At 58.9% G+C, this 13784-nt stretch carries 7 protein-coding genes; 5 read left to right on the top strand and 2 right to left on the bottom strand.

What is annotated here, in order from left to right; translation table 11 throughout:
- Positions 1 to 32: 32 nt before the first annotated feature.
- Positions 33 to 1559, bottom strand: a complete 1527-nt coding sequence (locus tag HY2_RS00540; RefSeq protein ID WP_034823601.1) for a helicase HerA-like domain-containing protein — start codon at positions 1557 to 1559, stop codon at positions 33 to 35.
- Positions 1560 to 1698: 139 nt separating this feature from the next.
- Here HY2_RS00540 and HY2_RS00535 point away from each other — a divergent pair, with 139 nt between their 5' ends.
- Together HY2_RS00535 and HY2_RS00530 are read left to right on the top strand one after the other, a co-directional pair.
- Positions 1699 to 2796 carry an AI-2E family transporter gene (locus HY2_RS00535; protein WP_034823808.1) on the top strand — a complete coding sequence of 366 codons (1098 nt, stop codon included), beginning with the start codon at positions 1699 to 1701 and terminating at the stop codon, positions 2794 to 2796.
- 417 nt (positions 2797 to 3213) lie between these two features.
- The gene (locus HY2_RS00530; protein ID WP_034823600.1) at positions 3214 to 7938 is read left to right on the top strand and encodes an NAD-glutamate dehydrogenase; all 4725 of its coding nucleotides are present in this window, start codon (positions 3214 to 3216) and stop codon (positions 7936 to 7938) included.
- 101 nt (positions 7939 to 8039) lie between these two features.
- Here HY2_RS00530 and HY2_RS00525 read toward each other — a convergent pair whose 3' ends face one another.
- Positions 8040 to 10772 (bottom strand): M1 family metallopeptidase, encoded by a 2733-nt coding sequence (locus HY2_RS00525; RefSeq protein ID WP_034823598.1) that lies wholly within the window; start codon positions 10770 to 10772, stop codon positions 8040 to 8042.
- 122 nt (positions 10773 to 10894) lie between these two features.
- Here HY2_RS00525 and HY2_RS00520 point away from each other — a divergent pair, with 122 nt between their 5' ends.
- From HY2_RS00520 to mtgA, 3 genes are read left to right on the top strand one after another with little or no spacing between them, the layout of a single operon-like run.
- Positions 10895 to 11569 carry a glutathione S-transferase family protein gene (locus HY2_RS00520; RefSeq protein ID WP_034823596.1) on the top strand — a complete coding sequence of 225 codons (675 nt, stop codon included), beginning with the start codon at positions 10895 to 10897 and terminating at the stop codon, positions 11567 to 11569.
- Between the two features lie 3 nt (positions 11570 to 11572).
- Complete coding sequence (gene queG, locus HY2_RS00515; RefSeq protein WP_051594568.1) at positions 11573 to 12685, top strand: tRNA epoxyqueuosine(34) reductase QueG; 1113 nt, start codon at positions 11573 to 11575, stop codon at positions 12683 to 12685.
- Entirely contained in the window at positions 12685 to 13752 is a 1068-nt protein-coding gene (gene mtgA / locus HY2_RS17070) for a monofunctional biosynthetic peptidoglycan transglycosylase (RefSeq protein ID WP_081814855.1), read from the top strand. Before queG ends, mtgA begins: the two co-directional genes overlap by 1 nt.
- Positions 13753 to 13784 lie beyond the last annotated feature (32 nt).

Here is a 13784-nt window from a genome sequence, read left to right as displayed (position 1 = left end):
CGGCAGCCCGTTCCATCCCGCGCCAGAGCGCTTCAGCGCTTCAGATTGCCGAAGATGCCGCGCAGGATGTAGCGGACAACCTCGCGGCTGGCTGTGCGGGCGGCCTGGTTACCGGCCTTTTCCAGTGAACTCATCCGGCGTGAGCGGCTGCGGGTGCTGGTCGTGCGTTTTTTCTTCTTCTCAAGTTCGGCCTTGGCTTTAGCTTCCTTCTCGGCGAGCTCTTCTGCCTGCTTGGCGGCCTTGGCCTCTTTGGCTTCCAGCACTTCATAGGCGGACTCACGGTCGATGGATGTGTCATACTTGCCAACGACGGGACTGGCGGCCTGAACCTGGCGGCGCTCTGTTTCTGTCGCAGGGCCGAGGCGGGAAGCAGGCGGACGAACGACCGTCCACTGAACGACACTCGGCGCGCCCTTGGCATCCAGGGTCGAGACGAGGGCCTCGCCGACGCCGAGCTGAGTGATCACTTCCTCTGTGTCAAAGGACTCATTCGTGCGGAAAGAGTCCGCTGCCGCGCGCACGCCCTTGCGTTCCGAGGGCGTGTAGGCGCGCAGGGCATGCTGAATGCGGTTGCCAAGCTGGGCCAGCACGCTTTCCGGCAGGTCGCGCGGGTTCTGTGTGACGAAGAAAACGCCGACGCCTTTGGAGCGGATCAGGCGCACAACCTGTTCGATCTTCTGCAACAGCGCGTCCGGCGCGTCATCGAACAGGAGATGCGCCTCGTCAAAAAAGAAGACGAGCTTCGGTTTTTCCGGGTCGCCCACTTCCGGGAGCTGTTCGAACAGTTCCGACAAGAGCCACAGCAGGAAGGTGGAATAGAGTTTTGGGCTGTTGATGAGGCGGGTGGCGTCCAGCACATTGACGATGCCGAGGCCGTCCGTCGTGGTGCGCATCATGTCTGACAGCTCAAGCGCCGGTTCGCCGAAGAAGAAGTCTGCGCCCTCCCGTTCCAGCACCAGCAGATTGCGCTGCACGGCGCCGAGAGAGGAGGAGGCGATATTGCCATATTCCTGGCTCAACTCCGCACGGATTTCCTTGTCGCTCATATGGACAAGCAGCTTGCGCAGATCTTTCAGGTCCAGCAGCAGCAGATTGTTGTCGTCGGCATATTCAAAGGCAATTGTCAGCACGCCTTCCTGCGCCTCGGTCAACCCCATCAGACGGGAGAGGAGCAGGGGACCCATTTCGGAGATTGTTGTGCGGACCGGGTGGCCGTTCTCTCCGAAGAGATCCCAGAATACGGTGGGCGAACTTTTGTATTCATAATTCTCAAGGCCTATCTTTTCGGCGCGTGAGACGAGCTTGTCATGCAGCTTGTGGTCCTTGCTACCCGGCACACAAATGCCAGACAGGTCTCCCTTCACATCAGCACAGAATACCGGGACGCCCGCATCGGAAAAGCCCTGCGCCAGAATCTGCAGCGTGACGGTCTTGCCGGTGCCGGTCGCGCCAGCGACGATGCCGTGACGGTTGGCGATCTTCAGTAACAATTCCTGCGCCACATTCGGCGTGCCTGTGCCCTCTGCATCTGCCCCGCCGATAAAGATGGAGTCCGTCATGCTTGCCCCTTAAGTTCATTCGGCTTCGACGCTAGAGAATTCAGCGGATTCGGCAAGAGTCCGGCTGTGCATGGCGTGCCCTGACCTTGACGGGAGATCAGGCTGCGATCACCTTGCGCATCAACATATGGGAGCGGGCATGGACAGGGCATCCAAGACGGGCATCTGGATTATCGCCACGGGCGTGATTATCACGCTCCTGTATTTTGGCCGTGGCATTCTTGCCCCGTTTGCGCTGGCCGTTTTCCTGTTCCTGGTGATTGAGGGCTTTGCGTCTGTCATCGACAATTGGTCACGCACCATCAAAATCGGCTTGGCGCGCTTCATTGCCATTCTGATTGTTTTGGGGGGCTTTTTCGGATTCTTGGCCCTGATGGCTAATGGCATCGCCGAGTTCGGGCGTGACGCTGGCGAGTATGAAACCCGGATCAATGACATGATCGCGGACGGGTATGGCCTGCTGCATATGTCGGATGCGCCGACCCTGCAGGAGCTGTTGTTCAATGAGACCGGCCAGCGTTTCTTCGCAACGATTGCCAATGCGACAGGAGACCTTTCCGGCGATCTTGTGCTGATCTTGATCTATGTCGCCTTCCTGTTTTTTGCCCAACCCTCCTGGACGCGGAAGCTGGATAATATCTTTCCGGGATTTGAAACCCGTCATCAGGTGAGAGAGATAGGCGATGAGGCCCGCCAGAGCATTGAGGTCTATTTGTGGACTCAGACCGTAATCTCTGCCCTGATCACCATGCTGACATATGTCTCTCTGCTGGCACTGGGTGTCAAGAATGCGCTGTTCCTTTCAGCCCTTATCTTTGTGCTGAACTACATTCCGACCGTAGGCTCAATCGTCGCGGCGCTGGTGCCGCCATTGTTCGCACTGGTGCAGCCAGATCTGCCCGGCTGGGTGCCGGGTGAGGTTCCGCAGGACAGTTACATCTATGCGGCGATCGTATTTGCCACGGTCAGTTTCTGGCAATTTTCGATCGGAAATTTCATTCAGCCGCGCATGATGGGCGAATCGCTGAATCTTTCTGCACTTGTGGTATTGTTGTCGCTGGCCATATGGGGCGCCCTATGGGGCATCCCGGGCATGTTCCTGTCCGCACCGCTGACTGTGTTGATGATGATACTGTTTGCGCAATCATCCAGCACTTTGTGGATTGCAGTATTGCTGTCAGCAGATGGCAACCCACAAGGAAAAGGCGTCACTCCATATGGGGAAGAAAGCAGTTAAGCTGTGTTATCGAGTGGAGGATTCTACGGTTTCGTGGCAATTGAAAACCAATTCAGGGTCAAGGGTTTCAGATCAGGACTCAGAGATCACTGAAATGTAATCCTTGCGGTCTGGCAAAGGGCTTGCTCTTCTGTGCCGCAGCACCACATTATGTAATCAGGCCCTCCGCGTGCGTCCCCCCACCCAGCCTGCGGAATCGGCCTGTAGGACCCGCCGGACACGTCCCCGTTCGGCGGGTCCGCTTATATGTGGGGCATGATCCAGCGCCCCCTTACTAGTCTGATAGAGCTATCAGTCAAGCGTCTTTCCTTTCATTGTATGGAAACCGGTTTCATTTGTAACCTCTCGGTTGTCCTAATGAGTTTCGCAGGGTAAGGGAGGGGGCATCGTTTAGATCTCTTGCGAGCACATTTTCCCATGACAGTCACAACCGCCCCAGCCGCTCCCGTCGAGCAGGTATTAGAGCAGATTCACAGGGAGTCAGGTCATGAAGACCTGAGTGGCCTGACCGGCCAGGATTTGAATGTCCTGGCGCGTGAGTTGTGGAATTGGGCAGAGCAGGCAGAGCCTGGCACACAGGACGTCCGCATTCTGCTGGATGCTCAGGGTGCAGAGGGAAGCCTGTCCCGCTCTGTTCTGGAGGCTGTCGGGCCGGACATGCCGTTCCTGGTAGACTCGCTGCTTGGCGAATGCGCTGCGCAGGGCTTTGAAGTGCGCACCTTGTTCCACCCGATTGTGCACACGGGGCAGGGGCGGATGATTTCCGTCATACAGGTGCACCTGCCAATGCTGACGGCGGATGAGGCCAAGCGTCTTGAGGCTGGTGCGCGCCGGGCACTGTCTGACAATGCGCTTGTGGTGGACGATTTTGAACCCATGCGCCAGCGCATGAAATCCGAAGTGGAGCGCGTGGCAGAGCTGGAGCACCTCAAACCGGCAGACCGCGAAGAGGCTGTGGCGTTTCTGAAATGGCTGTCCAAGGAGCATTTCGTCTTTCTGGGGTGCCGTGAATATGAATTCGAGACCGATCCGGACGGGCATGTTCTACCCGAAGAGCCGATCATGGTTGAGGGGTCCAATCTGGGCCTGCTGCGCGATGAGGATCTAAACGTCCTGTCGCGTGAGGCCGAACCTCTGGTGCTGACGCCCGAGATCGGCGCATTGTTGGCTGAACCTTTCCCGCTGATCGTCGCAAAGTCCACGCTTATGAGCCGTGTGCATCGCCGCGTTGCCTGTGATTATGTAGGCGTAAAAAAATATGACGCACAAGGACGGGTGAATGGCGAGGTGCGCTTTTTGGGACTATTTACCGCAGAAGCCTATGACGAACCCGCGCGCGCCATTCCGTTTATCCGACGCCGCGTCGCCAAGATTATCCAGGCATCTGGTGCTACGCCGGGCGGCCATACAGAGAAGGCCTTGGCGAACCTGCTGGAGACCTGGCCGCGCGATGAGTTGTTCCAGACGCAATCGCGTGTTCTGGGCCCGATCATTATGGGCGCGCTGCACCTGATCGGTCGTCCGCGCACCCGTGTGTTCATCCGGCGTGACCAGTTTGACCGGTATGTCACCGCCATTGTTTATATCGCACGGGAAGCCTATGACACCGCGCTGCGCCAGAGGATCACGGACGAACTCGTGAAAGCTTATAAAGGGCGGCTGACGCGCTTCCGTCCGTATTTCGATTCAGAGACGCTTGTGCGGGTACATTTTGAGATCTGGCTGAACCAGGGACACCCTGAGCCTGATACGCAAAGCCTTGAAGACCGTATTGCGAATCTGGCGCGCACGTGGGATCAGGGATTCCGTACTGCGTTGATGGGTGCAGACCTGTCCAGTGATGTGCACAAGGGCGCGCGGTCTTTTATCGGTGCTTTCAATGCGGCCTATCGCGAGGCCTTCAGCCCGGAAGAGGCGGTGCTGGACATTGCCGCTATGGCAGATTTGACAGCGCACCACCCAATTCTTGCCCGGGCCTTCCGGGAGGAAAGTGCCGAAGCTGATACGGTCCGTATCAAGATTTACGCCCGAAATGGTTCCATCCCTCTGTCGGCATGTGTGCCAATCTTTGAGAAGATGGGCCTCTATGTCGACTTCGAGACGGGATATCCGGTACGCCCACATGAAAAGCCGGTCGAGGATGCTCCGGAAACCTACTGGATACATGACCTGTCGATGCGGTCTGCCTCTGGTGCGCCGTTGCTGATTGAGGACATTCGCACGGCGCTGGAAGATGCCTTTGTTGCTGTCTGGAGCGGACGTGCGGAGAATGATGGCTTTAATCGTCTTGTCCTGTCTGCCGGGATGAACTGGCGCGAAGCTGCGCTGATCCGCACGCTGGCAGGTTATCGCCGCCAGAGCGGCATGGAGCAGCCACAGGATGTTCAGGAGACGGCGCTTTCCACGCATCCGCAGATTGCTCGACTGTTGCTGGAAATGTTTGATGCAAGGTTTGATCCCTCTCGAGGCATGACGCTTGAGGCGCGCACCGAGAAGGCGATGACACTGAGAGCTGACATTGAGGAGGCCCTGCGTAATGTGTCTGCCCTGGCGGATGATCAAGTTCTGCGCCGTCTGGCAGATTTGATCCCCGCCGTGCAGAGAACGAATTACTATCAGACACGCGAGGACGGCGAGCCGCATGACTTCATCAGCCTGAAGATTGCCAGCCGGGAGCTGGAAGACCTGCCGGAGCCGAAGCCCTATCGGGAAATCTTCATGTCCAGCCCCCGAGTTGAGGGGGTGCATCTGCGCTTCGGCCCGGTTGCCCGTGGCGGCCTGCGCTGGTCTGACCGGGCGTCTGACTATCGCACCGAAGTCCTTGGCCTCGTAAAGGCTCAGCAGGTGAAGAATGCGGTGATCGTGCCGGTTGGCTCCAAGGGCGGATTCTATCCCAAGCAGCTGGCTGACAGGTCTGATCGCAATGCCTGGTTCGAGAGCGGTCGCGATGCGTACAAGGAATTCATCCGCTCCCTTCTGGGGCTCACGGACAATCTGGTGCATGGTGATCTGGTGCATCCTGCCGACACAGTGATCTGGGACGGAGAAGACCCGTACTTGGTCGTTGCGGCGGACAAGGGCACTGCGACCTTCTCTGACACTGCCAATGCGATCAGCGAAGAGATGGGTCACTGGCTGGGCGATGCCTTCGCCTCTGGTGGCTCTGCAGGCTATGACCACAAAAAGATGGGCATTACCGCACGCGGTGGCTGGGAAGCGGTCAAGCGCCACTTCCGCGAGATGGGTCGCGACATCCAGACTGAGCCGTTCACGGTGATCGGTGTGGGCGATATGAGTGGAGACGTTTTTGGCAATGGCATGCTGCTGTCGCCGGAGATCCGCTTGGTCGCAGCATTCAATCACATGCATATCTTTATTGATCCCGAGCCGGACGATTCTGCGCGTAACCTTTCCGAGCGTGAAAGACTCTTCAACACGCCAGGTTCAAGCTGGGCCGATTATGATATGTCGCTTATTTCTGAAGGCGGCGGTGTCTTCGAGCGGAGTGCGAAGTCGATCCATCTGACGGATCAGATCAAGTCGCTGACGGGCCTTTCCAAGGACGCCGTGACTCCGGATGAGCTGATCCACACCTTGCTGAAATCCCAGGCAGACCTGCTCTGGTTCGGCGGGATTGGCACCTATGTGAAAGCGGCACATGAGAGCCACGCCCATGCAGGTGACCGCTCCAATGATGCCATCCGTGTTGATGCCAATGACCTGAAGGTGAAAGTTATCGGGGAAGGGGCCAATCTGGGCATGACCCAGGCCGCCCGGATCGAGTTTGCTCTGGCAGGCGGCCGGGTGAACACGGACGCAATCGACAACTCCGCCGGGGTCGATTCCTCTGACCACGAGGTGAACATCAAGATCCTGGCTGCTGAGGCGATCCGTCTGGGGCAATTGAAGTCAGAAGACCGCAACGCGTTGCTGGCGGAGATGACGGATGATGTGGCGGCGCTGGTGCTACGCCACAATTACAACCAGACCTTCGCGCTGACGCTAGCCGAGGCAACTGCCACATATGACCATGACGCGTTGGAGCGCCTGATGGTCTATCTGGAAGGGCGGGGGGTTCTGAACCGTGAGCTGGAGGTTCTTCCGGATACGGGAGAGATGAAAGTTCGCGCCGAGAACGGCCATGCCCTGACACGGCCGGAACTGGCCGTGCTGCTTGCCTGGTCCAAAATCACGCTATTTGACGACATCGTCGCCTCGGACATTCCGGATGATCCGTATTTCGAGCAGGTGCTGAAGGGATACTTCCCGAGCCCGATTGATGGCTATGACGAGGCAATGGAAAACCACCGCCTCAAGCGCGAGATTATCGCGACGATCATTGCCAATCTCGTGATTGACATGGCGGGGCCGGTGGCATTGCTGCGCCTGAGGGAAGTGTCGAATGCAGATAATGCCACGGTCACACGTGGCCTGGCAGCAGCCCATGCCGTACTGAATTTCGACAGCTTCCAGAAGGAAGTAGATGGCTTAGACAATACCGTTCCGGCTGAGGTGCAGACAGATCTGAGGCTACTGGCCTCCAGTGCCATGATCGAAGCTGCGGTCTGGTTTGCGCGAACCTATCCATCGCTTCATGTTGGCGAGATGGTTGCCAAGACCGAAGCACCGTTGAACGAGTTCAAGGTAGCCCTCGCCTCTATCCATTCGCCATTCCCGGCGGCGCGTATCGAGCGGACGGCCCGTGGGCTGATGAAACGCGGTGCGCCGGAGGATCTGGCACGCTGGGCATCGGCCATGGGCCATTTCGCGCAAGGCCTGCTGGTGGTCGATATGGCCGAGGGCAAACCCTATGGCGTGAAAGAAGCGGGAGAAGCCTTTTACATCATCGGTGATCAGCTACGCATTGACCGCCTGCGGGCCTCTGCCCGTGAGGGCCTGAAGAAGGGTGGTTACTGGGATCGTGTGGCAGGACGTCGGCAGATTTCCGAACTCCTCCGTATGCAGGCCGAGGCGGCAGAGACGGCGCTGGAAGTGGGTGGACCCCATAAGTGGCTGGATGAGCGCAGTGATGCTCGCAAAGTATTGCTGCAGGAACTGGCGGCACTGGGCAAGGACCGGACCTGGACCTTTGCGCGCTTTGCTTTGGCAGCGGATGCCGTGCGCCAGTTCATGCGTGGTTGACCTAGAGGCTTCAGTTCATAAACAAAAACGGCGCCTGTCTCGTGACGGGCGCCGTTTTCCTTTGGAGGGGCCCCTGCCCAGTGAAGGGCAGGGGACGGAAATCAGTTGTCTTCGAAGGCGGCTTTCACGTCTTCGGCTCTCTCTGCCTTAAGCGCGCTGCAGAGTTGGCTGCGCTCAATCCCCTGGGCCAGGGACCGTTCATAGCCGGGGATCTGATCGGCATGGGATTCGAAGAAGGCACGGGCCGCTTCGGTTTCTTCCGCCGTGCAGAAGCTGCCCGTTATACCCGCAATCTGAGGCTTCCGGATTTCCGGAATGAGTGGCAGGACATTGTCGAAGCTGGCCTGGAACAGGCTCCAGGCCGTCGCGCGATGCTCTCCATTATACATCGCGCTTGTCATGACGGTGTAAACCTCGTTTCCTGAAAAGCCATTGCCCTGAACAGCTTTCATGATGTCTGCCAGACCGCGTTCATCGCTCTCGCTGGCGATAGCGCGCAGGATGGTGGCGCGTTCGGTCTGGTTGGTGGAGTTCTGGAGATAGGTAAGGGCTGCGTCATAGAATTCCTGTCCACCTTCCTGCACGCCTACTATCATTGCGGCAGAGAGGTCTTCCGGCGCAATGGCTTTCGGGTCAGGCTCTCCATCCACGCCAACATAGGCTTTGGCGCGTTCCAACAGAACAGCACGTTCCTCCGGACGATCACCATAAGTCAGCAGCAGGCTGTAGAGTTCGTCGCGAAGCAGGATTTCCTTCGGATCCAGCGCTGTGGCCTGCTGGGATTCGAGACGATCTGCCCGCGGGCCGAAAACACTCTGTACCCATGCATGTAGGCTGGCCTTGTCCTCGGTGGCCAGCAGGCTGTCCAGGGTCGGGATTATATCTGCCGCCGTGGCGACGGCATAGGGGTGTCCGTCAACCGTCGCCTCGATCCCATCCAGAAGGTTCTGCGTGCTGATCTTGCCAGCCTTGAAACCAGAGGCGAGGGCATCGGCAAACATGATTTGCTCGCCGCCAGACAGCGTGGTGAGGTTTTCCGTCAGGGCGGCAAGGTTTTCAGGATTGGTGTCAAATCGCCAATAGCCGGTGCCACCCGCATTCGGCATGACCCAGTCTGCGCAAGCGCCATCCAGCGGGATCTCCGTAGTCTGACCGACCAGAATTTGCCGTACAACGCCATCGCCTGATGGGCTGCTTACGCGCGCGGCGAAGGGGATGTTCCAGGTTTGGGCATCCGCGTCGATTTGAGAGCCGAGGGGTGCATAGCGTTTCTGCGTGACCGTAATGAGGCCCGCATCCGGGGCTTCACAGGTCACTTGCACGTCTAGTGCAGGAATGCCTGGCTGGTTGATATAGCTAGTGAATGCATCAACCACGCCTGGCTGGCCGGAACCGTCTGCCAGGCTTTGCATGAAGTCATCCGCATCGGCGACACTGTCCGCAAACCGTTGCATGTGCAGGCGGATACCATCCCGGAAGGCGTCTTGCCCAAGATAGGTCTCGAACATGTTAAGCACGCTGCCACCTTTGCGATAGGTGATGGCGTCAAACGCATCCAGAATATCGCCATTGGCATTGATCGGGTTGCGGATCTGGCGGGCGGTAATGAGGCTGTCTGTTCCCATGGCGGTCAGGCCCGTCATGATGGGGGCGAGTTCCCAACCGCCTTCCGGATCAACGCCATTCATGGTTTTCAGGCTAATCCATGTCGCGAAGGCTTCATTCAGCCAGATGTCGTTCCACCATTTCGGCGTGACGAGGTTGCCGAACCATTGGTGGCCCAATTCGTGCGCATGCGTGGTATAGATGCCGCGGCGATGGCTGAGGCTGGTCTGATCATCAATCAGCAGGGCCGCTTCGCGATAGATGATGGCGCCCGCATTTTCCATGGCACCATAGGCAAAATCCGGAACGGCGATAAGGTCCAGTTTTCCATAGGGGTAGGGATAGTCGAAATAGGATTCCTGCCAGAGGACCATCTCATCGGTGATATCGACGGCGCCTGCCAGCTTTGCGCTTTTACCGATTGGGGCGAAGGCGCGGAGCGGGACAGGCTCGCTACGCAGTTTCGTGGCTGGAATGGGATCGCCGGTCACCATCTCATAGGGGCCGACGGCAAGCGCCAGCAGGTAGCTCTGGATCGGGCGGGTGGTGGCAAAGGTGTGACGGGTCCAGCCATCACCCAGTTCTTTCGTTTCTGTCTCTGCCCCGTTGGCAACCACGGCCATGCCAGCCGGTGCAGTGACGGTTACGGTCCAGGGAGTCTTGAAGCGCGGCTCGTCAAAAGAGGGAAGCATGCGACGGGCGTCGATAGGTTCCATCTGGGTCGCCAGATAATCCGTGTCGGACTGAACCGCTTTATAGAGACCGGCGAGGCCCATATTGTAAGGTGCGGTATAATCCAGCTCCAGCGTCACCTTGCCGACTGGCAGGGGATTTTCAAAGTCCAGGCGCGAGACACCGCCCGGGGCCTGATCCCCTGTAAAGGTCGCTGGAATGATTGTGCCATCAGCCAGAACAGCCTGCGCAAGCAAGATGTCCTGATCAACAGAGTGCAGCCAGATCCGGCTGTGCGGGGCATTGAGGTCAACATCAATCTCGACTGTCCCGGAGAAGCCTATTTCCCGTGGGTCTGTCTTCAGATCCAGGCGGTAAGCTGTCGGGGTCACTCCCGCTGGCAGCTGGCCGGCAGGCGGTGTCTGCTGGCTGACAGGCAGAACGACCGGTGTGGGCGTCAGGCTGGCCTTGGCACCGCTCGTATCATTTCCGCAGGCAGCAAGGGCAATAACCGAGGCAGCGCCTAACAGAGTAGCGCCAAATCGAGAAAATCTCATATCAATAATCCTGTTGTCTCTGGAATATTCTTTCAGTTGAAACACAAGCCGGAAAAAACCAAAAGTACCCGGCACATATGAATTTAACAGCGTCTTCAGCCCTGCTATGAGAAGGTGCGCACATGAAACGGCTTTACCATTGGCCTCTTGATCCGGCCGGCCGGCTGGTCCGCCTCGCCCTTGGCGAAAGGGGAGAGGCGTTTGAGACATTGGAATCCCTTCCTTGGTCGCCACATCCGGACATTTCCAGGCTGGCGCATGGTGCAGTAGCACCCGCAATTGTGGACCTGAATACAGAGCCGCGCATGTTCGCCTGTGGCACGCGGGCCATTTGTGAGCATCTGGCGGAAACAGGCGATGGGACGATGCTTTTGCCGGATGATGCGGCAGAGCGGGCCGAGGCCAGACGCCTGTGGGCCTGGGTGGAGGCGGCGTGCGAGGAAGTCACCGATACGCTGCTGACTGAGCGCGTGATGCAATGGGTGCGACGGGACCGCCAGCCGGACTCCGCGCGTTTGCGACGGGGTGCGCACGCCCTGCGCGGGCGGTTGACTTTCCTGAACGGGATGGTCGAGATCAATGGCTACCTGGCCGGACGACAAGTCTCTCTGGCAGATCTGGCTGCGGCCGCTCACTTGTCTGCCTATGACTATTTCGGCGATGTGGAATGGAACGCTGTGCCTGACCTCAAGGAATGGTATGCTCGGCTGAAATCGCGGCCCAGTTTCCGCCCTCTATTGACAGACCGTCTGAAAGCGGTGCGCCCGGTGGCGCATTACGCAGATCTGGATTTTTGAGTTTTGTCCGATCCCTTGCACATACGCGTCAAGGACCTGGCCCGGTCTCTTGGCTTCGATGCGGTGGCGATCACCCGCGCGGATGAGCCGTGGCAGGCAGGCGAGCGGCTGCAAGCTTTTGTCGAGGCAGGGCACCATGGCTCCATGGAATGGATGGAAACAACGCTCGAGCGGCGCAAGGCTCCCACAGCGATGTGGCCGGATGCCAAGTCAGCCGTCATTGTCGCGCTGAATTACGGGCCAGATCATGATCCGCTGGAGACGCTGCAACACAGGGCGTTGGGCAATATATCCGTTTACGCACGGGGGCGGGATTATCATGACACGCTGAAGAAGCGCCTGAAGCAACTTGCCCGTGAATTCGTGGCTGAGAGTGGCGCGGAGGTGAAAGTGTTTGTCGACACTGCGCCTTTGATGGAAAAGCCGCTGGCGCACAAGGCCGGGCTTGGCTGGCAGGGCAAGCATACCAATCTGGTCAGCCGCGAACTAGGGTCATGGTTCTTTCTGGGCGTGATGCTGACGGCAGCAGAGCTGGAGCCTGATCTGCCGGAGACGGATCATTGCGGCAGCTGCCGGGCCTGTCAGGATATCTGCCCGACAAACGCTTTCCCTGCCCCCTACACGCTGGATGCGCGGAGGTGTATTTCGTATCTTACGATTGAGCATTCCGGGCCCATTCCGCAGGAGTTTCGCGCGGCCATGGGCAATCGCATCTATGGCTGCGATGACTGCCTCGCCATCTGTCCATGGAACAAGTTCGCCGAGGCAGCCAGTGAAGCGGCGTTTCATGCGCGCGCCGAACTGAAAGTGCCGGGCCTTGATGAACTGGCCGCGCTGGAGGATGCGGGGTTCCGGGAAGTGTTTTCCGGCAGCCCCATCAAGCGGATCGGGCGCGACAGATTTGTGCGCAATGTCTGCATCGCGATCGGCAATTCGGGAGAGGGGTGGCTGATTTCCAGTCTGTTGCCTCTGCTGCGGGATGAGGCGCCTGTTGTACGGGGGGCGGCGGTGTGGGCGCTGGCGCGCCTTGATGCCGCCCGATTTGCTGAAGAAAAGGCGGCCTGGATGGATCGGGAGACCGATCCGGGCGTTCTGGCCGAATGGATGATGGATTGATGAGCGGGTTTCTGACCTTTCTGACATGGACCGCGCGCATATTGGCGGGCATTTTCGTTGCGTTCCACGTCTATGCCCTCGCGCTGATCTGGTTGCCGGTGCCGGGAACTGTGCTGATGATGCAGCGTGCCGCAGGCGGAGAGACAGTGCGGCGGGATGCCGTACCGCTCAGCCGGATTTCGCCGCATCTTGTCCGTGCCGTGATCGCCGCAGAAGATACGCGATTTTGCGGGCATGACGGCATCGATATGGAAGCCATCGAGAAAGCTCTTGAAGAGCGCCGCGAAGGCAAGGGCACGCGCGGAGCCTCCACGATCACGCAGCAGACCGCGAAGAATGTCTTCCTGTGGAATGGTGGCGGTGTGCCACGCAAGCTCGGCGACATGTGGTTGGGCGTTTTCATCGACCAGTTCTGGGGCAAGGCCCGGGTCATGGAAGTCTATCTGAATGTTGCCGAATGGGGCGATGGCCTGTTTGGTGCTGAAGCAGCCGCGCAGGCGCGCTTTGGCAAATCTGCGGCGGACCTGACCGAGCGTGAGGCGGCCTTGCTGGCAGCCGTTCTGCCGAGTCCGAACAAATGGCGGGTCGACCCGCCGGGGTCATATGTGAGCCGCCGGGCCGGCACGCTGCAGGCGCGCATGCGCGTGGTGCGCAGCCAGGGCCTCGCCGCCTGTGTGCTGGGCGCGTCAGAGCCACAGCCCGCACCGTCGCAACCGCCCCAAAACCAGCCAGCTCCTGAGCCGGAGCCTTTACCTGATTTGCCAGCTGCACCGGAAACCGGTCCGGAATCTGATGAGATCTCCGATCAGCAGGTGGATATGGCGCCGGAGCGTGATGCCGCTGACGGAGATGACTTCGACACCTTCCTGGAAGGTGCGCAGGAGCGGTTTGGCGAAGCGTCCGATGAGCCGGTTGTGACGGATGAAGAGCCAGAGCCTATGTCTCCGGAAGCAGAAGCGGCGCAATCGGAAGCCATGGATGGCGGACCGGTTGAGCTGCGCCCACGCGATGTCGAAGCGGAAGGCCTGACTGAGCCGGAACCGGATGACGATACGCCGGAATTCTGAGCCGTCCGCAAGGGCGGGAGCCTCAAGGTTTG

Source organism: Hyphomonas pacifica, from assembly GCF_000682675.1.
Lineage (GTDB): Bacteria > Pseudomonadota > Alphaproteobacteria > Caulobacterales > Hyphomonadaceae > Hyphomonas > Hyphomonas pacifica.
This window is presented reverse-complemented; position numbering and strand designations above follow the sequence as displayed.